The sequence below is a fragment of the Acinetobacter sp. 129952 genome (assembly GCF_056642055.1).
Map to the genome: position 1 here is coordinate 1 of NZ_JBWVSU010000012.1, position 20,487 is coordinate 20,487.

The window sequence follows — 20,487 nt, forward strand, 5'->3', positions numbered from 1 at the left end:
TGTTGATCTGTCAGCATGGTACGAGGCATAGCGAATAGTAAAATTGGGTTTGGCGATTTGATTTTACTACTTCGCTATTTTTTTTAAGCTAAAAGTGTCAACACACCCTAATATTAATGGATAATATTTGTTCTTTTTTAGTCCAAAAGTTCGCTCGAAAAATAAAAAAAGCAATATTTTGGTGAGCCAGAATATGATAATTCGACTTTTAGCATTTTAAACGCTAGAGAAAGTTAAGCTGTTGATGCTGCTGTAGCTCATCAAATGAATTAATGCTGTGGAAAAACAGGGCACGATTTTTAAAACTTGCCCGCTGCATGTGCATGTCAGCAAAACAGCGTTTTAAACTGCGCTGATCATTTTCAAGGTGTTGGATAAGCGTGGGGAAGCTGCTGCGTTTCATCAGACAGAATGGAAACAATGCCTTTTCATTGATTTCAACTACCGCCACTTCACATAAGGGATGTCGTTGCAAGGCCTGATGTAAACGTGAAATGACCTTTTTGGGGATATAGGTCACGTCACAAGGCACGAACAGCACATAATCAGATTCCACATATGACCAGGCACTCTTCATGCCCATCAATGGTCCCTGAAAGCCGGGTTCATCGTCCTGATAAAAATCAATCGAAGGAATCATCCGTTTATAAATAGAGTGATCCCGATGGCTATTGACCCAGACTTTGCTTGCCCGGGACTTCAGTTGCTGATGGATTTTAATCAGCTGGATTTCATCATCAAATTTGTGCAGCAATTTATTGATGCCATTCATGCGCCGCGCTAAACCTCCGGCCAGAATCACCACGTCGGTTTCCGGATAAGACACCGTCTTCATCACTCTTCTTTTCATTCTATGCACTCCGTCTGGCAGGCCTTAATCAGGCCTCTAATTTCTGGCAAACACGAACCGCAATTTCCTCCGGCTTTTAGACATGCAGTCACCTGTTTTTCATGCGTGATATTTTTATCTTTAATGGTTTGAATAATTCGGTTCTTGCCGACCTTAAAACAGCTACAGACCAATGCTCCTTCACTATTTCCCATCGACATGGCCTGACCTGCCAGCAATGCTTTACGATGTAATGCACTCAGACGTTCACGTCTAAACAGGCCAGCCACCCAGTCACGATCTGGCAATAATGCCGCCGGTGCGATATAAAAACTGGCAATTAACTGGCCATCCTGAAGAACCACACTATGACTGATATGCGCCGTTTGATCTTCGAGATTCAGCCATTCAAAGCTTTCATCATCAAAGGCTAACAGGCTCTTGATCTGCCCGGTGATGTCAGAAAACCTGCGCCGGTCTGCCAGTTCATACCGGATGGCCTGAGTGGTTTGAATTTTGCTCCACCACACCGTATTTTCAATTATGGTCTGGATCTGCTGCTCAAAGCCTTCCCGCACATACAGCACGCCCTGCCACTGGGTATAAAATGGCTGGATCATCACTGGAGTATGCTTAAATTCTGGTTCGCCAGAAATCGGGTCAACTACCGGATTCACCACTTTGCCAATCCGCGCATCGGACGCAAACTGGTCGTTCCAATGAATCGGTGCAAAAATCTGGCCACGTCGCATATTTTGTGAAAATTGCACACGGAGTACACAACTTCCCCAAGCGGATTTCACCTCGACCAGCTCGGCATCTTTCAAGCCATATTTCAGCGCATCGTGCGGATGCAACTCACAATAAGGCTCAGTACGATGCTGGGATAAACTGGCAGATAATCCGGTACGACTCATGGTGTGCCATTGATCGCGAATCCGTCCGGTATTCAGGATCAGCGGATATTCAGCAGAAATAGCATGTATGGGATTGGCGGCAACTGTCGGCACTAATCTGGCCTTGCCATGTGCATGACTAAACTGGCCTTGGCTAAATAGTTGACCAACCTGATGAACTTCTTGCTTATCCCAAACCGGCCACTGGATCGATGCCAGATTATGATATTCTGCAAAACCGAGATGAGTTAAACCTTGCAGGTTGAAATAGCGGAAATTTGGCGTATCTTCACGTTGCGAAACTGAGCTATTCTGATAGGCAGATAAACGGGCATGTTCCAGAAAAATGTCATGGCTATTGCTAAAGTCAAAACCGCGAAAACCTAAGACCTGAGCCACCCGGGAAATGGCCCACCAGTCTGCTTCGGCTTCACCCGGAGCCGGCAAAAAAGCCTTTTGCCGGGAAATACGGCGCTCCGAATTGGTGACTGTGCCATCTTTTTCGCCCCAACCTAGAGCCGGTAACAGTACATCGGCATATTGCGTGGTATCGGTGTCGAGACAAATATCGGAAACGACCACAAATTCACACTTTTCCAGAGCGCGTTTAACCTGATCTGCATCGGGCAAACTCACGATCGGATTAGTGGCCATAATCCAGATGGCCTTGATTTTCCCGCTTTCCACTGCTTGAAATAAATCTACTGCTTTTAATCCGGGCTGCCGCGCGATGACCGGGCTTTGCCAGAAATCCTGCACCAGTTGCTGATGCTGCGGGTTATCCAGATCCAGATGGCTGGCCAGCATATTGGCCAGCCCACCGACTTCCCGTCCACCCATCGCATTCGGTTGACCGGTCATGGAAAAAGGCGCTGAACCGGGTTTGCCTATTTTTCCTGTTAATAAATGACAGTTAATAATGCTATTGGCCTTGTCTACGCCTTGAGAGGATTGGTTTACGCCCATGGAAAACAGGCTCATGATTTTTTCGGTCTGGGCAAATTTCTGAAAAAATAAGGTTAATTTTTCAATAGTAATCCCAGTTCGTTGAGCCACGCTTTCAAGTGATGACTCTGTCGAGCTGCTGGCAAGCGCCTGCTCCAGACCTTGAGTATGGTGTGTAACAAAATCCAGATCGGCATGACCATTTTGCTGAAGATATTGCAACAAGCCATTAAACAGCGCGACATCCTGACCTGGTAAAATCGGCAAGTGTAAGTCTGCCGCTTCACAGGTTGCGGTAAAGCGTGGATCAATCACCACTACAAATAAATCCCGCTCTTCTTTGGCTTTCATGATGCGCTGATAAAGCACCGGATGGCACCAGGCGGTATTGGAACCCACCAAGACCACCATTTCTGTCTGCTCAAAATCTGTGTAGCTGGCCGGTACCAGGTCTTCGCCGAAAGCCCGTTTATGTGCCGCCACAGCAGAAGACATGCACAGTCTTGAATTGGTATCAATATTGGCAGTACCCAGATAGCCCTTTACAAACTTGTTCACCACATAATAGTCTTCAGTCAAAAGCTGGCCGGAGACGTAAAAGGCGATGCTGTCACGTCCATACTGATCAATATATTGCTGAAATTTATTGGCAATACTTGAAATAGCATGATCCCAAGTGCTTATTTGCCGCTGTTCTTTTCGACCAGTCATCGGATGCAGAAGTCGGGTTTTTAAGCCAAGTGTATCGGCAAGATGACTGCCTTTAATACACAACTTGCCCAAGTTCGCAGGATGCTGAACATCGCCTTCAACCTGAACCTTTTCACCCATCGGGGTTTGGCTTACGTGCGCGATGACGCCACAGCCTACTCCACAATAAGGACAGGTCGTCTGAGTAGTTTTTATTTGGGATTCAGTAGAGCTATGTAGTTCCATAACCGGAATACTATTCATTGCTGCTGTGCTCCTTAATCATCCAAATTCACGTGTTTCACCAAATCTCTGATATCTAGTTTTTACAGGTTTGATTTAAATATTTTCTATATCTCAAAAGTTTTAATCCTCCCCAACCCTCCTTTAGCAAAGGAGGGAGGTTCCCCTCTTTTTCAAAGAGGGTTTGGAGGAGGTTTATCCGATTACCCTGCCTTTTTTAATGCAAAATCCCGACCAAAAAGCAGTTTGCTGCGGATATTACTAATTGGTGTCTGGTCTGCAATCAGTTCTGCATACCAAGCCCCATCTTCGGTATCGCCAAATAGCACAGCACCAATGACCTTGTCCTGTTGAATGATGATCCGTTTATAAATCTGACGCTTCTCATCATTCAGCACGATATCTTCAAAATCATCCTGAGGTTCAAAATTTCCGGCCGAAAAGACATCACATCCGCTAACCTTGAGTTGGGTCGGAACAGTCGGTGCCTTAAAGGTCAGTCGGCCATGTTCAGCCAGATGTGTCGCGCAGATAAAGGCCTGTCCCCATAATGGCTCAACCAGTCCAAAGGTTTGGCCACGATGCTCAATACATTCACCTACCGCATAAATACTCGGGTCATAGGTCTGCATAGTGTCATTCACCAGTACTCCGCGATTGCAGCGTAAGCCAGCCTGTTCAGCCAGGGTTTTATTGGGTCGAATCCCGACGGCGAAGACCACCAAATCGGCATCCAGCATTGTCCCGTCTTTTAGTTGCAGTTGAGTCACGTGACCATCCATACCGAGCAGCTCTTCGGTGTTGGCTTCAGTGATGATTCGGATGCCTTTATCTTCAATTGATTTTTTAAGCATTTGACTGGCTTTCATATCCAGTTGACGATCCATAATACGGTCCATCAGATGCAGCACAGTTACATTCATCCCCTGCTGCTTCAGTCCATAAGCTGCTTCTAGACCCAGCAACCCACCTCCAATCACGACGGCATTTTGCTTGGTTTTGCAGTAATCCAGCATGCGGTTAACATCCTGAATGTCCCGGAAGCTAATCACGCCTTCAAGTTCAGCACCCGGAATAGGTGGCATGAAGGGTTTGGAACCAGTGGCGAGAATCAGACGATCATAAGCAACGACTTCGCCTTTTTGGGTGTGGACCTGTTTACGCGAACGGTCGATAGCGATGGCAGCATCTCCAGCAATGAATCGAATGCCTTTTTCAGCATACCAGTCGGCTGAATGCAGCATAATTTCGGCAAAGCTTTTCTCACCAGACAATACCGGTGACAACATGATCCGGTTGTAATTGCCCCATGGCTCTTCCCCAATCACGGTAATGTCATAACGATCTGGCGCCATATCCAGCAAGTCTTCCAGACAACGCATACCCGCCAGTCCATTCCCGATCAGTACCAGTTTTAAGCGCTCTGTGTTTTGACCATTACTGGAAATATAAGTTTTTTGTGGAGTCGGACTCACCAGAACTTTGCCATTTTCAATTCGGGTTGGAAATACCAGTAATTTCTGCTCTTGTTCTTCCAGACAACGACCGGTCACCAGACTGAAATGCTGCTTGTAAATTGGGGATGCGACTACACGCTCACCTTGCAGATCACCCAGAATGCCACGTGCCATGACATTGGCCAGACTAAACGGATCCTGATTGCTGAGTGCATAAACCCGCTGTTCCTGACCCACGCGAAAAATTGCAATCTGCTGATCTTCAATCAGGGCTGCCACACCGGTATTCGGAGTGATCTCATCCAGATTGCAGACTTCGTACCAGTTCAGTTCGTTCATGTCTTTTAAAATTGTCATTTTCATTCTCCCTGACTGTGGTATTTAGGCTTCAACCACTGGAATACGGTTTAAATCACGTTCAGCTTCTGTCTTTGGACGAATCTGGCCACGTACAGGCGCAAACTGAATATGCGGGTCATTCTGCTCGGCTACTTTGGCATTAATAAAAGTCTTAAAGCGTTTGCGCACTTCAGGATCTTCAATCGCAGTGCGCCATTCATCCTGATAAGTGCCAATCACATGCTGCATACGGCTTTCCAGTTCAGCGGCAATGCCGAGCGAATCATGCACAATGACATCTTTCAGATAGTCCAGCCCACCTTCCATATTGTCACGCCACACACTGGTGCGCTGCAGACGGTCTGCTGTCTGGATATAGAACATAAAGAAGCGGTCGATATATTTGATGAGTGTGGGAGTATCCAGATCCGAGGCGAGCAGTTCAGCATGGCGCGGTTTCATGCCGCCATTTCCGCATACATATAGATTCCAGCCTTTTTCCGTGGCAATGACACCGACATCCTTGCTCTGTGCTTCTGCACATTCACGGGTACAGCCGGATACTGCCATTTTGGTTTTATGGGGTGAACGCAGGCCTTTATAACGATTTTCCAGGAAAATCGCCAAGCCGACAGAATCATCGACTCCAAAACGGCACCAGGTACTACCCACACAAGATTTCACCGTACGTAAGGATTTGCCGTAAGCATGTCCGGACTCGAAACCGGCATTGATCAGTTTTTCCCAGATTTCAGGCAGTTGATGTACCTGCGCACCAAACATGTCAATTCGTTGTCCGCCCGTGATTTTGGTATATAGACCATAATCTTTGGCAATCTGACCGATGGTAATCAGACCATCCGGGGTAATCTCGCCGCCTGCCACACGTGGCACAATCGAATAGGAACCATCTTTCTGGATATTGCCGAGGTAGTAGTCGTTGCTATCCTGCAAACCGGCATGACTTGGTTTCAGAACAAAATCATTCCAGCAGGATGCCAGAATATTGGCTACAGTCGGTTTGCAGATATCACAGCCCATGCCGTGCCCATGTTGCTGAATCAGGTCAGAGAATGTCTTGATCTCATGCACACGAACCAGGTGATACAGTTCCTGACGTGAATAGGCAAAGTGTTCACACAGGTGATTGTTCACCGTGACACCCTGACGCTGTAATTCAGATTTGAGAACCTGCGTTACCAGTGGCGCACAGCCACCGCACGCTGTTGCAGCCTGCGTGCATTTTTTCAATGCACCCAATGAAGTTGCACCGCCATCAATGGCTGAACAGATATCAGCTTTAGAAACGTTATTACATGAACAGATGGTCGCACTGTCAGGCAATAAATCGATGCCACTGCCACCTGATTTGGAGGTTGACTGATCAAAGCCCGGCATGATCAGGCTTTCCGGTTGCTCCGGTACAGCCAGACCATTCAGCATCATTTGCAGGAGATCACTATATTCTTTGGCACAGCCCACCAGCACCGCGCCCAGCAGCCTGGTCTTATCTGCTGACACCACGATTTTTTTATAAACCTGCGCGGCTTCATCAGCATAGAAATAGCTCAAAGCACCTGGGGACATGGCATGTGCATCACCAATAGAAGCAACATCCACGCCCATCAGTTTGAGCTTGGTACTCATGTCCGCACCAGCGAATGCATGACTTTCTTGGCCTAGGACATGTTTTGCCGCGATCCGCGCCATGTCATAGCCTGGTGCAACCAGACCATAAATTTTATTGTCCCAAAGTGCACATTCACCAATGGCATAAATGTCCGGATGTGAGGTCTGGCAATAATCATTAATGATGATGCCGCCACGCTCACCAATCAGTAAACCACTTTGGCGCGCCAGTTCATCACGCGGACGAATGCCGGCCGAGAACAGGATGATATCGGTTTCAAGCACCGAACCATCTCCGAACTTCATTACATGCTGAGTGCTGTCACCATCTTCAATACTTGACGTGGCCTTTTGAGTATGTACCTTGACACCAAGGTCTTCAATTTTAGAGCGCAGTACCCGGCCGCCCAGATCATCAATCTGCACCGCCATCAGACGCGGAGCAAATTCTACGACATGGGTTTCCAGATTCAGATCTCTCAGGGCTTTCGCTGCTTCCAGCCCTAGCAAGCCGCCGCCAATCACTACGCCAGTTTTGGCATTCAGACTGGCTGCACGAATGGCATCCAGATCTTCAATAGTACGATAAACAAAGCAATTCTGACGGTCATTGCCCGGGATTGGTGGCACAAAGGCATAAGAACCGGTAGCGAGAATCAACTTGTCAAAACTCAGCACATCACCCTGGCTGGTGGTGACGGTTTTATGGAGCTGATCAATTTCAACCGCTTTAGTATTAAGTCGCAAATCAATGCCATAAGCATCGGCAAAATCACTACGACACAGACTCAGATCCTTGACCGACTTGCCGCTGAAATATTCGGTCAAATGTACCCGGTCATAAGCTAAATGTGGCTCTTCTGCCAAAATGGTCAGCTCAATGTCATCACCGGCCTGTTCCAGTACAGATTCGATGAATTTATGCCCCACCATGCCATGCCCAATCATGAGAATTTTCATATCTGCACTCCAACTATTGTTTTTTTAAAGATGATAAAAAGCCGCATATCACGTCTAGGCATTGATATGTCTGCTGATTGAATATGTTGTAAATACCGCAACCCAGCGCTTTGTAATGCTGAAGGAAGGGTTGAAACGCTTGTGCGTTTTGTATTGCTGAACAACTGACCATGTCATTTATCCTGTGCTGAACGAAATACCAATCACACTCCTTGAAAGTGCAATTACGATCAGAACGGACATCGTTGGCCGTTGTTAGTATTGAAAGTCATCTTTGACGATTTAATAAATGCAGAAATCGTGCCAACTTTTCCAATAAGAAAACGCCTTATTTCAGGCAGATGATCTACCTAAACGCTTCATTTTGATCAGCCATCAGCTGAAATCCCTAAAGCTATGCACTAAATTGAACAGAAAAATAGAATTTTATGCACCAATTTAATGGCATGTTTTTTGCTTTACTCCTGCTTGAATATTCCTTAGGCCTTACTTGAAAATATTCCATGTCCAAATTACGAATTGCTCTTATTGATGATGATCTGGAGCGCGCCCAATTCATCCAGGAATCCTTACTTTCACATGATTTTCAGGTGGTGGCCTGTTTAATCCTGAATGACCTGAATATGGTACATGTTAAGGGTATTCATGCAGATGTGATCCTGCTGAATATGGATCATCCGCATCGGGATATTATTGAAAGCTGTGTCAGCCAATATGAACTTCCGACCGTGCTGTTTACCCAGAACTCCAATAAAGACACCATCAAAAGTGCGATTGATGCCGGAATCACGGCTTATATTGTCGATGGTATTGATCCCACCAAACTAGAAAGCATTCTGGAAATTTCAATTGAACAATTCCGCAAACATAAAAAGCTGCTGAACGATTTAAAAGAAACCCAGGACAAGCTGATTGACCGTAAAGATATCGATAAAGCCAAAGCCCTGCTCATCCAGCTGCATGCCTTAACGGAAGAGCAAGCTTTTGCTTTATTGCGTAAAAATGCCATGAGTCACCGGATTACCATTGGTGAAATGGCCAGACGCTTACTGGATGCACAGAAGCTGTTACTGGGCCAATAAGGAAAAGCATATGTCCACATTAGAAAAAACTGAACTCAATATTGGCTATATTCCTTTACTTGATTGTGTTGCCATTCTCTGGGCTGAAAAACAGGGTTATTTTGCCGAGCAAGGATTAACCATCAATTTAATCCGCGAAGCCTCATGGTCAAGTTTGCGTGACCGTCTGGCCTATGGCTTTCTGGATGCTGCACATTGTCTGTCCGCTATGTTGCCCGCTGCTGCCCTGGGCACAGACCAGTTACAGGTGGCTTTGCAAACCCCTCTAGTACTGAGCGTGAATCAGGCTTTTATTAGCCTGCGCCAAGATCTGTGCTATGAACTCGGTATCCAGCCTGAGGATGATGAACAAAGCACCTCAAAGAAACTGGTACAGGCTTTACAACAGAATCATCCCATCAATCTGGCCTATGTGTATAAATATTCGATTCACCATTACTGCTTAAAAGAATGGCTGGCACTGACTGATCCACAACTGGCCAAGAATATCCAGCTGATGACGTCTCCACCGCCTTCCATGGTAAAAGGAATCGCGGAACAGGTATTCGATGGCTTTTGCGTGGGAGAACCCTGGAATATTCAGGCCAAACTTGAAGGCTATAGTTTTATCGTCGCGGCAAGCCAGAATGTCATTCCAAAAGTTGCCGATAAAGTCTTGGCCATGACCCAGGAATGGGCAGAACAGCATCCATTTACTGTAGAGGCAGTGGTCAAGGCAGTACAAAAAGCGCAGGATGATTTAAAGCAGCGCAGTGATTTATCAGAAGTATGGGACATGTTAGTCGATTATCAGATTATTCAGTTTGAATGTTCCGCCCAGCGGCATGTCTATGACTTTTACAAGATCAAGAATATTATCCGGAATTTTGTTGGGAAAAGTGCCCAACCGAAAGTCGATGATTTTATCTGGCTCCTGCAGCAGATGCAGAAATGGGAAGATATTGAAATGACCGTAGCCGAGAAAAAACAGATTGCGCAGCAGTGCATCTATAGTTTGCAAAGCCAGCATGCAGACATTATTGGCTAAATGATGTTACTGAAAAAAGAGGCCTGATTTTTCAGGTCTTTTTCATTGAGTCTATTTTCCAAAAAATGATTAAAAAATCTCTGCATTCTGATCTAACTTCTTGAATATGATTAAGAGTTGTATGCTAATTTTTGCTATAAAAATAAGTCCTTTTTAAAGTCATTTCAGGATTTGGGATGAAATGGCATCCATTTTGCTTAAATCAGTATTACGTTTTATAAAAATTGTAATATTGAGGGGCAACACTATGAGTTACGTTGCGCGTGAACTCAGTCAAAGAAATAAATTGCTGTTTGGCTTGGGGTCTTTTTTAATACCAATTTTAATTTGGTGTGCAGTCAGTTATTTGCCATTTATCTGGCATCCACAAGTCCAGATTACGGATTCAGGTAGTGTTGCCTATTTACAGGTCGAGAGTCGTATTGATAAAGACCAGTTTTTTTCTGCTGCGCAGTCTGCGGTAGATCAGGGTCTGGCTCCGCCGCAGGGTATTCTGGTCAACCCGATTTATCTGCCTGCACCGCATCAAGTGGCAATTGCACTGATCACAGCTTTTACCACGGAGCCTACCCAAGCCAATGCACCCTGGTTTCATGAAAGTCTGTGGCACAGTATCAAGTTGGTCTTTACCGCGTTCTTTATTTCTTCCTTGGTTGGTATTCCACTCGGTATTTTATGCGGATTTTCAAATAAAATTTCCCAGCTGACCGAACCCTTTGTTGAGTTTTTCCGCTATTTACCTGCTCCCGCCTTTGGTGCACTGGCAGTGGCAATTCTCGGAATTAATGATGCACCCAAAATTGCCATTATTGTGATTGGAACCCTGTTCCAGCAAATCCTGATTATTGCCAATACCACACGTCTGGTGGATCGCAGCCTGATTGAAGCCGGTTTTACTCTGGGCACAAATAAACTCAAAAGTCTGTTACATGTGGTGATTCCTGCCGCCCTGCCTGAAATTTACCGCAATCTGCGTGTGTTGCTGGGCTGGGCATGGACTTACCTGATCGTAGCAGAACTAATCGGCAGTACCTCAGGAATCACATGGTTTATTACCCAGCAAGCCCGCTATCAGAACTTTGATAATGTCTTTGCCGCCATCCTGATTATCGGGGTGATTGGTCTGCTGTGTGATGTGATCTTGATGAAATTGGGACAACGCTTATTTAAATGGAAACCGGGAGCTAACTGATGCAAAACACTGAATTTAATACCCGCGAATACTTTGACAAGATTTATAGCCGTCCGGTGATTTTGGAAGCGAAGCAACTGACGCAAAAATTCAGTCATGGCAAAACCGAGCGTACGGTTTTAAATGCACTCAATTTGAAAATTCATAAACGTGAGTTCATCTGTGTGATTGGGCCTTCCGGTTGCGGCAAGTCAACCTTTAGCCGTGTAGTCGCCGGTCTGGATCCTTATAGCAGTGGTGAGATTCTGGTGGATGGCCAGCCGATTACCGGCCCAAGTCCAGAGCGTGGCATGGTGTTCCAGGGCTATACCCTGTTTCCATGGAAAACCGTCAAGGAAAATGTCATGTTTGGCCCGCGCATGAAAGGCCAAAGTAGTGCAGCGGCCGAAGCGCAGGCACGTGAATGGATCAATATCATTGGTCTGGAAAAGTATGAAAACCAGTATCCGCATGAGCTGTCTGGCGGGATGAAACAGCGTGTCGCGATTGCCCGGGCTTTGGTCAATGAACCGAAGATCCTGTTGATGGATGAACCCTTTGGAGCACTCGATCCGCATACCCGGCAAAAAATGCAGCGTCATCTGATGGATCTTTGGCAAAATATCGACATCACCATCATTTTTGTGACTCACGATATGGATGAAGCCATTTTACTGGCCGACCGTATTGTGGCGCTGAAAGCCAATCCGGGTGAAATCAAGGAAATTATCGAAGTTGATCTACCTCGTCCACGCCATCCAGACGTCATGCTTAGTCCTGAATTTAAACAGTTAAGACAACGTGTCGATTATCTGGTGCATGCTGAAGAAGATGAACTGGATCCGGCACTGGCAGAACTGCCGGTCATTCCGCGTATGACCAAGGTCAGCAGCAATAAATAATCTTATCCAAAATGCCTTTGGGACGACCCGAAGGTTTTAATCGCTGTGTTGGACGACCAACATTAGAGGTGATTATCATGCAAGCGCAATATGTACTCCCACTGGTTGATATTTCAAAATTACAAAGTCCGGATTTAGCCGATCGTATTGAGGTTGCTCATGCTCTGGATCATGCCTGTAAAGAAGTCGGATTTCTTTATCTGCAAGGTAGCCAGTTTAATTCTGATTATGCCAAAGCCCTGATTGAAATGGCCCAGTCCTATTTTTCTCAGGATCTGGACACCAAAATGCAGCACTATATTGGAAAATCAAAAAACCATAGTGGCTATGTGCCGATTGGCGAAGAACAGTTTGCCGGCAACAGTTATGATTTAAAAGAAGCCTATGATGTCAATTATGATTATCAGGGGGTAAGAAAAGACTGTCCTTTACTTGGGCCCACCTTATGGCCAGACCATCCGGATTTCAAGTCTATTGTCAGCCAATACTATAGTCATCTGCGTGGGATCAGCCGGCAGATTTTTTCTGCCTTTGCACTGGCGTTGGGCGTTCGTGAGGACTTTTTTGAAAGCAAAATTACTGATGCACCAAGTCAGCTACGCTTGATTCATTATCCTTATAATCCGGAAGTGAAAGACGCCGAAGGCATTGGCGCACATACCGATTACGAATGCTTTACCCTGCTGTTACCAACCGCACCCGGCTTACAGGTTTTGAATAAAGCCGGTGAATGGATCGACATTCCCCTGATTGAAAATACACTGGTGATGAATATCGGGGACATGATGGAAATTCTGTCAAATGGTAAATATCTCGCCACCAAGCACCGCGTGAAAAAGGTCTCGGAAGAACGTTATTCATTCCCGCTGTTTTGCGCCTGCAATTATGACACCGTGATTGAACCGGTTATTCACACTGAAAATTCCAAATATTCTGCCCTGATCGGGGGCGAGCATCTATTTAATCAGACCGCCCAGACCTTTCAATATTTAAAACAGCGCGTCGCTAGCGGTAAGCTGGTCTTAAAAAATGCTGTACCACTTTCTTCTTTTGGACTTGAAGAACAGGCGGAGGTAGCATCATGAATCTGTTGGAAGTGATTAAAACTTTAAAGCCGACTATCCCTCAGCCAGAGATTATTCCTGACTTTTTATATGGGGCATTTCGGCGTAAAAGCATCAGTTTTTATAATGGCCTAACTGATGAAAATACCATTGTGTACTGGTTTCAGTCGCACAGTTTTACCATTGATCTTCGTCTAAAAAGCCAGACGGGAACTGCTGTTCAGGAACGCCAAGGCTGGATTGGCAATACGTTTTGGGATAACGCTAGCCAACTCTTGTCCTGGGACGTGAAAGACTACGCCAATTACCAGAATCATGTGCAATGGCCGGAACCAGCCAGGTTGCATGCGATTGGCAACTGCATTCTGGAATTTTCTCCAAGTAATGTGTATGTCGAAGACTGGCGCCAGCAGGTACAGCACGGTTTATTTTTAGGGCTGCGGCTTCAGTCTGCGCTTGATGTTCAATCTGGTCAGGAACTGGAAATGGATGGTGGCCTGATCATTTGTGCTGATCATATTGCCTATGCCCTGACGCGTTTGCCTGAAGTGCAAAGTGCAGTAGCTCAAATGGATTTGAAAGCTGTCGATCCGACCGTGTTTGCCTTGGTGGAAAGTTTTGAAGTTTCTATCGGGACTGATGGTCAAGCTAAAACTTACAGCACCCGCAGCAGTGAGACAGGAAAACTCTTTAACCTGGAAAATTTTGAAGTTCTCAATGGAAGCAGTCTGGTTCAGCATGTCATTTTAGATGGTCGCGACATTGACCTGATTTTTGAGCTGGATATATACCAGCCGGATTACCAATTTCAATATACAACCCCCACGACTACACAAGCTGAAATCTGGCTGAAGTCAGAACAGGATCACCTGATGCAGCATGCAGAACGGGCGTTATAGGGAGAAATATGTCTTTTTTATATCTGTCGATTGCCATTATTGCAGAAGTCATTGCTACTTCTGCATTGAAAGCTTCCAATGGTTTTAGCGTGCTCTGGCCTTCACTTGCCACCATTGCCGGTTATGCCGTTGCCCTGTTTTTCCTGTCACTGACCATGAAAACCATTCCGATGGGCATTGCCTATGCAATCTGGTCTGGTGCCGGCATTATCTTGATTTCAACGGTTGGCCTCTTGGTGTTTAAACAGCAACTGGATCTTCCCGCGCTGATCGGTCTGGCGTTTATGATCATTGGCATTATTTTTATCAATGTCTTTTCCAAAAGTACGCAGCTTTAATATTTTAATATTCATCTAACAATAAAAAATCCCCAATCCGGGGATTTTTTATGGGTCTAGATTACATTCCCCAATGAGGCGGCATGCTCTATTTGAGTTCTTGTAACAGAGTCGGAACAATCACACCATCCACATTCATTTCAGTCGTATAAATGCCGTTGGCCACATTGAACTTGTTCACATGGTAGCTGGAACCATAGATCGAGTCGAAGCCATCACCTTTGGTAAAGACTTTCTTGTTGGCGGCCAGATCCAGCAAATGCGTGCCATCAATGAACTGCATATAGGTCTTCGCATCGACACCGACACGTTTGGACATGATCTGTGCAGCATCTTCACGAGTCGCCGGGTCATTGATGTATTTGACAGTTTTATCCCAAACCTGAATCACCTTTTTCCATTGCTCTTTATTGGCTTCCAGATGGGCTGGATTCACGGTCAAGGTATCGTAGATTAATCCAGGCTTGTCTTTAGAGGTGAAAATAATCTTGGAACCGGCAACAGCAGATAAAGCCTGATTTGCCACCGGCTGCCATACTGCAATCGCATCAATATCGGGAGTGGCAAAAACCTGTGGCAATTCATTGGTCATGGTATTGACCAGTTTGACCTCATTCAGGCCAACTTTGGCATCATCCAGTGCAGTGGACAGTAACAAGTGATCGACCAGACCTTTTTCAGTGGCTACGGTTTTACCGCGCAGATCCTGAATCGAATTAATGCCATTCTTGGCAATAATCACGTCATTTCCAGCTGAATAATCGGTCGCCATGATCATCACGCCCTTGGTCCCGCCAGAGCCAGTGACCAGATTATCACCATTAGTGACCATGACCGCATCCAGCTGGTTGGCAGCAAAAGCTGAAAGTGAAGCTGAATAGTCAAACCATTTAAAATCAGCATTGACTCCAGCTTCCTCTAACCAGCCTTTTTCAATCGCAACTTGCCACGCAACCCAACCCGGCCAGTCGCTATAACCAATCCGGATGGGTTGAGTATTTACAGTACCTTCAGCCTTGGCATTTGGTTCAGGTACTTTAGCGGTATTGTCACAACCGCTTAAAAGGATTGCAGACAGTACGGAAACTGACATCAGTGCTTTTTTGATCATTTTGTGACTTCCCCTATGCATTCACATTTAAATTTGGTATTTGAAAGTTGTTTAGATTTCATAAATTCGCGCCAGCCACCGAAATGACTAATATCTGTTGCATCCTCAAGTGCATAGCCTTCACAGATAAAGCCTTTGACCCAAGTACCATCGATCAGCTGAACATTACCGATCCCCAAAGGTGCTGGCACTTCTGCAACAATGTCCCCGAACAGTGCACGCGGAATGTCCCAGACTTCGACTTCAATTGAACAACCTTTCGCGTTGTATTGCAGGCCAGGTTTTGGCGGTGTGGTATTTTTTAAAGCGTAGAGTTTGTAATGCGAAGCAGTCCGGGTCTGCTTGATCAGGGTACCACCACGTGTGGTCAGCTGAAAATTCAGTGGCATTCCGCTTAGATGTGCACCGACGACAGCCAGTTTGACGCTGTGACCCGATGAGATTTCAGTTGTTTTTTCATATGGGCGTTCAGAGGTGCCTAAATTTAACTGGCTCGCCTGCTGCCATTTTTGCCCGAATTTGGCCAGTGCTTCATCCATCCAGGCTGGTGCAATAAAGGTCACGCCCGTTGGCAAACCATCGGCACGAATGCTATTGGGTAGCGCCAAAGCCGACAGGTCGGCAAAATTGACAAAATTGGTATAAGCGCCCATATGGCTGTTTTTCACCAGAGGATCCGCTTCTACATCTGCAATGCGATAAATGGTGGGTGCAGTAGGCACCATCAAGGCATCATAATCTGCCAGTGTAGTTTGAATAACACGGCTCAGGCGGGCGCGTTCGTATTCATCCTGCATGACATCGACCGCACTGAACCGGTCTGCCTGTGCAATAATCTGGCCAATTACCGGATGGGTCTGCTCGCGTTGCACCATTTTTTCCACGGCACTGGTACGTTCAGCTACCCAAGAGCGGTTATACAAGGCCGCTGCCAGTTGTTGAAATGGAGCAAAATCAATCGGCTCAACCGTATAACCCAAGCTTTGTACACGTGCGATCGCCAGCTGGAATGCTTTTTCAGTTTCAGCATCGCCATAAAATTCCAGTGTATCTGGAATGGCAATTTTCCCTTTTGAAAATTGGCTAGGAACATTTTGAGGATGCGTTCTGGAATACTCATCGCTGGCATCATAGCCCTGCATGACTTGCGCTACCTGCCAGGCATTATCCACCGTTAATGCAAAAATCGAAATCACATCGATAGTGCGGCAAGCCGGAATCAGGCCTGTAGTCGAAAACCAGCCTTTGGTCGGTTTGAGTCCAACAATGTTATTGTGTCCTGCCGGTACACGTCCTGAACCTGCAGTATCTGTACCCAGTGAAAATGGCACTAATCCATTGGCTACCACTACACTGGAACCTGAACTCGAACCACCACTGATATATTCAGGATTAAAGCTGTTCTTCACGGCGCCGTATGGGGAACGCACACCGACCAGACCCGTCGCAAACTGATCTAGATTGGTTTTACCCACGACAATCGCGCCGGCAGCTTTTAATTTGGCTACTGCTGTTGCATCGGAAGTCGCCAGATAAGCTGCCTCTTTACATGCTGCTGTGGTATAGAACCCTGCAACATCAATATTGTCCTTGACCGCAAATGGCACCCCATAAAGTGGCAAGCTTTCAGTATCTGCACCAGTTAATGCATCAATTTGTGCCTGTAATTGTGCTGCCGTCGCAATTGAAATCCAGGCATGATCGTCATTATTCAACCCGGCAACATACTCAATCAGGTCACTAAGCTGGATATTGTTATTCTGGTAGGCGTGTTGCCAGTCCTGTACAGTCCATAAGTTGTGCACAGCTGTTCTCCTTAAGTGTGTTCGGTATTTTGTGGAATAGGCGGTATGACGGCATCCATCAGTTCGAGATGCCCTTTAATCACGCCTTTCAGTGCAATAAATTGTTCGCTAATTTCTTTTAGATCACTGCTCGCGCCCTGCATCAGCATGACTTGCAGAATTTTTTCATCATCCAGCTGGATATGAAGTGAGTTGATCACTTGCGCCAAATACTGCTGCTGCAGATCGACCAGCTGACTGCGCAGCGGTTTCAAGCTGACGTCATAGAGCAAGGTAAGCGTGCCAACCATGACTTCATCGCGAATCACCAGATCATCAATCAGGTGGCGGTTAATCATGTCGACAATGGCCTGTGAACGGCTTTCATAGTGTTGCTCGACAATTTTTTGATCCATTGCCTGAAGCGTTGTTTCTGGCACGGTGATACTGATCCGTGCCAATTTTTGTTTAGGCACGATGTTGATCCTTGGGTTGGTATTGTGAAGACTGTTTAATGTGAAAGCCTGCACGTACGCTGAGCAGCTCAACCAGAAAGTGAAGCCATGGATGCATTTTTTTATTTGATGTCGAATTGTTCATGTGCATCTCCTGTGGATATTACAAAACCAGAATTTCGTATTACTTAGGAAAATGCAGAAAGCGTGCCAATTTTTAGTTATTTGGATGAGGTGAATAAACTTATATAAAAGGGCGAAAAAAAGCCCCATAACATTGAAATGGGGCTTGTTCTAAAGCAAAAGTAAGTTTTGTATTTCACCAGTTTATTCCATTTTGATTGCTCATGTCCTTGCTATTCTTTTTATACATGAATGGTTAACCGATGTTTGTGATTATGAGTGATCAAGTGTATTACTCTCCTCTATTTATGTTGTATATAAATAAATGCATTAAGCGTGCCACAATATAAAATAGAATAGATTTAAGCAGAATGCTTGGAAAATTAATTACATACGCAAATAGAGGCAAAACAAGAATGATTTATTTTTTAAGTATGCCTAAAAAATAGCCCATTTTGCACCATTGGGGTTCGAGGGTGCATCAAAGTGTGGCTAAGTGATTCAGGCCGTCATCTATTAAGGTGTTATACTGCTAAAATAAAGACCAACCAGATTTGAATCAATCACTATTTCATAACTCATTTGAAAAGTAATGAATTGCTGCTAAATTAGCTCCCATATTTGGGGGCTTTTTATGACTGAAAAATTATATTATTGGGCTGAAAACTTAGAAAATTATACTTCAGACAATGAAGTCGACTACGATAAAATTATAGAAATAAAAAGATTAAACTTTTTTATTGGGAAAAATAATGCAGGGAAAAGTCGTTTTCTAAGATCATTATTTCAAACTATAATTGACTTTCATTCTTTAAATAGCCTAACTCATCATGAAGATATTAAACATATTGAAAATTTAGTCAATTCACTAGCAGAGTATAGCTTTAGCCTAGATAATAGATCAGGTTATCAAAAAACACATCTATTACCCCATATAACTAATATTTTAAATGCACCTTTATTTCCTAGAGCTGAGTATAAAAGATTTTTTGATCAACAATTTAATGATTTATCTAGATATACTCATGCTAATACCAAAGAATTAGAAACATTTTATGAAAAAATTAAAAAAGATATAGATCACTTTAATAACTTTTTAGGTTTTAGCAAAAAATCCTATATTCCTATACTAAGAGGTATGCGCCCTGTTAATTTAGAAGAAAATAAAAAAGCCTATTATGAGCGTACCCATAAAGATTACTTTATGGATAAAGAATCAAACGGAGAATGTTTAGAGAATAGAAAATTTAATTTATCAAACATAATTACAGGTGAAGGCCTCTACCATGAACTTAAAATTCACCTTTTAGGCGAACCAGAACAACGTGAACTGATTAAAAAATATGAAGAAAAATTAAGCGAATATTTTTTTGATAATGAACCTGTTTCACTTATCCCTAAGCATGATCAAGATGTTGTAAATATTAAAATAGGTAGTGATAGGCAATTCCCTATTTCACAGTTAGGTGATGGTTTACAACAAGCAATCATTTTGACTTATGAAGCATTCATCAACAAAGATAAAAGACATGCTTTCTTTATAGAAGAGCCTGAGTTACATATGCACGCAGGTATGGTTCGTCAGCTTATGAATTTCTATTTGGATGAAACTGACCACTATTATTTCTTTACAACGCACTCCAATCATTTACTCGATATGGCAGATGAATCTGACCAAGTCATAATTCAAAAATTTGTAAAACAACCGAAAATAGATAACCCAAGCGAATTTGATTTTAAAATTAAGCGTTGTGACCGAGATCGTGACCTACTTGCTTCATTAGGCGTACGTCCTTCTTCTGTTTATTTGGCGAACTGTACGATATGGGTAGAAGGCATTACCGATCGGCTCTATATCACTAAATATATGGAAAAATATTTAGCTGAATTAGAAGAATCGAATGAAGAGCTTTATAAAAAGTATCGTCGTTTTATGCCGAATTATCACTATACATTTGTAGAGTATGCAGGAAGTAATTTAGTGCATTGGTGCTTTAGTGATACATATGCTGATCAATTGGAAGATAAAGGTTTAAGTGCTAAAGCTGTCGCAAGTGAAATGTTACTCATTGCTGATGGTGATATTCAAGGTAAAGCTGATCGTGTAGAAGTTTTAAAGCGTGAGTTGAAAAAAGATAATTATTTAATTTTAGAGTGCAAGGAAACAGAAAATACTCTGCCGAAAGAGGCAATCATTAGAGTAGCTCAAAAAAAGTTTAGTAAGATGCAAACTAGAACTAAACAGGGGTTTACTATAGAAAAGTTAGATTCAATCACTGCATCTGATTACTTTGATCATAAAGATTATGGAATAGGAAAACTATTAGACGATCAAATACGAAATACCAGAACATCAACTGATAAAACTGCATTTGCTGATGGTAAAGGTGTAGGTACAATAAAATATAAACTAGATTTCTGCCGAGAAATCATCAAAGATTTCGATGAAAAACCTGATTGGGAACTTACACCAAAAGCCAAAGCGTTATGTGAACGAATATTTAAGCATATCGAAAAATGTAATTCTTAAATCTCCCCTAACC

At 44.2% G+C, this 20,487-nt stretch carries 16 protein-coding genes; 8 read left to right on the forward strand and 8 right to left on the reverse strand.

Translation table 11 applies throughout. The annotated features are described in order from the left end of the window. Nucleotides 1–223: 223 nt before the first annotated feature. The 4 genes from mobA to nirB all read right to left on the reverse strand — a co-directional run bounded on the left by mobA (nucleotide 224) and on the right by nirB (nucleotide 7,988). Nucleotides 224–850: a molybdenum cofactor guanylyltransferase gene (gene mobA, locus AC1IR0_RS12670; protein ID WP_409666283.1), complete on the reverse strand. Its 627-nt coding sequence runs from the start codon at nucleotides 848–850 to the stop codon at nucleotides 224–226. After that, nucleotides 847–3,624 carry a molybdopterin-dependent oxidoreductase gene (locus AC1IR0_RS12675; protein ID WP_479741437.1) on the reverse strand — a complete coding sequence of 926 codons (2,778 nt, stop codon included), beginning with the start codon at nucleotides 3,622–3,624 and terminating at the stop codon, nucleotides 847–849. The genes mobA and AC1IR0_RS12675 overlap by 4 nt, the downstream gene beginning before the upstream one ends. Nucleotides 3,625–3,806: 182 nt before the next feature. Then, a complete protein-coding gene (gene nirD / locus AC1IR0_RS12680) occupies nucleotides 3,807–5,417 on the reverse strand; it encodes a nitrite reductase small subunit NirD (protein WP_479741438.1) in 1,611 nt (536 codons plus the stop codon). A 24-nt stretch (nucleotides 5,418–5,441) separates the two neighbouring features. Then, nucleotides 5,442–7,988, reverse strand: a complete 2,547-nt coding sequence (nirB, locus tag AC1IR0_RS12685; protein ID WP_374952772.1) for a nitrite reductase large subunit NirB — start codon at nucleotides 7,986–7,988, stop codon at nucleotides 5,442–5,444. Between the two features lie 503 nt (nucleotides 7,989–8,491). On the opposite strand from nirB, the gene AC1IR0_RS12690 reads away from it, so the two are divergent. The 7 genes from AC1IR0_RS12690 to AC1IR0_RS12720 all read left to right on the forward strand — a co-directional run bounded on the left by AC1IR0_RS12690 (nucleotide 8,492) and on the right by AC1IR0_RS12720 (nucleotide 14,471). After that, nucleotides 8,492–9,070 carry an ANTAR domain-containing response regulator gene (locus AC1IR0_RS12690; protein WP_004280362.1) on the forward strand — a complete coding sequence of 193 codons (579 nt, stop codon included), beginning with the start codon at nucleotides 8,492–8,494 and terminating at the stop codon, nucleotides 9,068–9,070. A gap of 10 nt (nucleotides 9,071–9,080) precedes the next feature. After that, nucleotides 9,081–10,097 (forward strand): CmpA/NrtA family ABC transporter substrate-binding protein, encoded by a 1,017-nt coding sequence (locus AC1IR0_RS12695; RefSeq protein WP_479741439.1) that lies wholly within the window; start codon nucleotides 9,081–9,083, stop codon nucleotides 10,095–10,097. A 247-nt stretch (nucleotides 10,098–10,344) separates the two neighbouring features. Then, complete coding sequence (locus AC1IR0_RS12700) at nucleotides 10,345–11,289, forward strand: ABC transporter permease (RefSeq protein ID WP_253114381.1); 945 nt, start codon at nucleotides 10,345–10,347, stop codon at nucleotides 11,287–11,289. Further along, nucleotides 11,289–12,170, forward strand: a complete 882-nt coding sequence (locus AC1IR0_RS12705; protein ID WP_064096740.1) for an ABC transporter ATP-binding protein — start codon at nucleotides 11,289–11,291, stop codon at nucleotides 12,168–12,170. Before AC1IR0_RS12700 ends, AC1IR0_RS12705 begins: the two co-directional genes overlap by 1 nt. Before the next feature lie 77 nt (nucleotides 12,171–12,247). Then, on the forward strand, nucleotides 12,248–13,255 hold the full coding sequence (locus AC1IR0_RS12710; protein ID WP_479741440.1) for an isopenicillin N synthase family dioxygenase: 1,008 nt from the start codon (nucleotides 12,248–12,250) through the stop codon (nucleotides 13,253–13,255). Then, nucleotides 13,252–14,133: a hypothetical protein gene (locus tag AC1IR0_RS12715; RefSeq protein ID WP_479741441.1), complete on the forward strand. Its 882-nt coding sequence runs from the start codon at nucleotides 13,252–13,254 to the stop codon at nucleotides 14,131–14,133. The genes AC1IR0_RS12710 and AC1IR0_RS12715 overlap by 4 nt, the downstream gene beginning before the upstream one ends. Before the next feature lie 8 nt (nucleotides 14,134–14,141). Continuing rightward, the gene (locus AC1IR0_RS12720) at nucleotides 14,142–14,471 is read left to right on the forward strand and encodes a DMT family transporter (protein WP_004280373.1); all 330 of its coding nucleotides are present in this window, start codon (nucleotides 14,142–14,144) and stop codon (nucleotides 14,469–14,471) included. An 88-nt stretch (nucleotides 14,472–14,559) separates the two neighbouring features. On the opposite strand, the gene AC1IR0_RS12725 is transcribed toward AC1IR0_RS12720, so the two are convergent. From AC1IR0_RS12725 to AC1IR0_RS12740, 4 genes are read right to left on the reverse strand one after another with little or no spacing between them, the layout of a single operon-like run. After that, complete coding sequence (locus tag AC1IR0_RS12725; RefSeq protein ID WP_174894393.1) at nucleotides 14,560–15,582, reverse strand: ABC transporter substrate-binding protein; 1,023 nt, start codon at nucleotides 15,580–15,582, stop codon at nucleotides 14,560–14,562. After that, the gene (gene atzF, locus AC1IR0_RS12730) at nucleotides 15,579–17,387 is read right to left on the reverse strand and encodes an allophanate hydrolase (RefSeq protein WP_479741442.1); all 1,809 of its coding nucleotides are present in this window, start codon (nucleotides 17,385–17,387) and stop codon (nucleotides 15,579–15,581) included. Before atzF ends, AC1IR0_RS12725 begins: the two co-directional genes overlap by 4 nt. Before the next feature lie 11 nt (nucleotides 17,388–17,398). Further along, nucleotides 17,399–17,842 (reverse strand): CopG family ribbon-helix-helix protein, encoded by a 444-nt coding sequence (locus tag AC1IR0_RS12735; protein ID WP_479741443.1) that lies wholly within the window; start codon nucleotides 17,840–17,842, stop codon nucleotides 17,399–17,401. Continuing rightward, nucleotides 17,835–17,966: a hypothetical protein gene (locus AC1IR0_RS12740; protein WP_312585205.1), complete on the reverse strand. Its 132-nt coding sequence runs from the start codon at nucleotides 17,964–17,966 to the stop codon at nucleotides 17,835–17,837. The genes AC1IR0_RS12735 and AC1IR0_RS12740 overlap by 8 nt, the downstream gene beginning before the upstream one ends. Nucleotides 17,967–18,578: 612 nt before the next feature. Between AC1IR0_RS12740 and AC1IR0_RS12745 the strand changes: the two genes are divergently transcribed. Then, nucleotides 18,579–20,474: an AAA family ATPase gene (locus AC1IR0_RS12745; protein ID WP_312159581.1), complete on the forward strand. Its 1,896-nt coding sequence runs from the start codon at nucleotides 18,579–18,581 to the stop codon at nucleotides 20,472–20,474. Nucleotides 20,475–20,487 lie beyond the last annotated feature (13 nt).

Bases quoted from the DNA above. Each gene is read 5' to 3' on its own strand.
- AC1IR0_RS12690 (WP_004280362.1), top strand. From the start codon at position 8,492: ATGTCCAAATTACGAATTGCTCTTATTGATGATGATCTGGAGCGCGCC.
- AC1IR0_RS12715 (WP_479741441.1), top strand. From the start codon at position 13,252: ATGAATCTGTTGGAAGTGATTAAAACTTTAAAGCCGACTATCCCTCAG.
- mobA (WP_409666283.1), bottom strand. From the start codon at position 850: ATGAAAAGAAGAGTGATGAAGACGGTGTCTTATCCGGAAACCGACGTG.
- AC1IR0_RS12725 (WP_174894393.1), bottom strand. From the start codon at position 15,582: ATGATCAAAAAAGCACTGATGTCAGTTTCCGTACTGTCTGCAATCCTT.
- nirD (WP_479741438.1), bottom strand. From the start codon at position 5,417: ATGACAATTTTAAAAGACATGAACGAACTGAACTGGTACGAAGTCTGC.
- AC1IR0_RS12720 (WP_004280373.1), top strand. From the start codon at position 14,142: ATGTCTTTTTTATATCTGTCGATTGCCATTATTGCAGAAGTCATTGCT.
- AC1IR0_RS12695 (WP_479741439.1), top strand. From the start codon at position 9,081: ATGTCCACATTAGAAAAAACTGAACTCAATATTGGCTATATTCCTTTA.
- AC1IR0_RS12710 (WP_479741440.1), top strand. From the start codon at position 12,248: ATGCAAGCGCAATATGTACTCCCACTGGTTGATATTTCAAAATTACAA.
- AC1IR0_RS12745 (WP_312159581.1), top strand. From the start codon at position 18,579: ATGACTGAAAAATTATATTATTGGGCTGAAAACTTAGAAAATTATACT.
- AC1IR0_RS12675 (WP_479741437.1), bottom strand. From the start codon at position 3,624: ATGAATAGTATTCCGGTTATGGAACTACATAGCTCTACTGAATCCCAA.
- AC1IR0_RS12740 (WP_312585205.1), bottom strand. From the start codon at position 17,966: ATGAACAATTCGACATCAAATAAAAAAATGCATCCATGGCTTCACTTT.
- AC1IR0_RS12705 (WP_064096740.1), top strand. From the start codon at position 11,289: ATGCAAAACACTGAATTTAATACCCGCGAATACTTTGACAAGATTTAT.
- nirB (WP_374952772.1), bottom strand. From the start codon at position 7,988: ATGAAAATTCTCATGATTGGGCATGGCATGGTGGGGCATAAATTCATC.
- AC1IR0_RS12700 (WP_253114381.1), top strand. From the start codon at position 10,345: ATGAGTTACGTTGCGCGTGAACTCAGTCAAAGAAATAAATTGCTGTTT.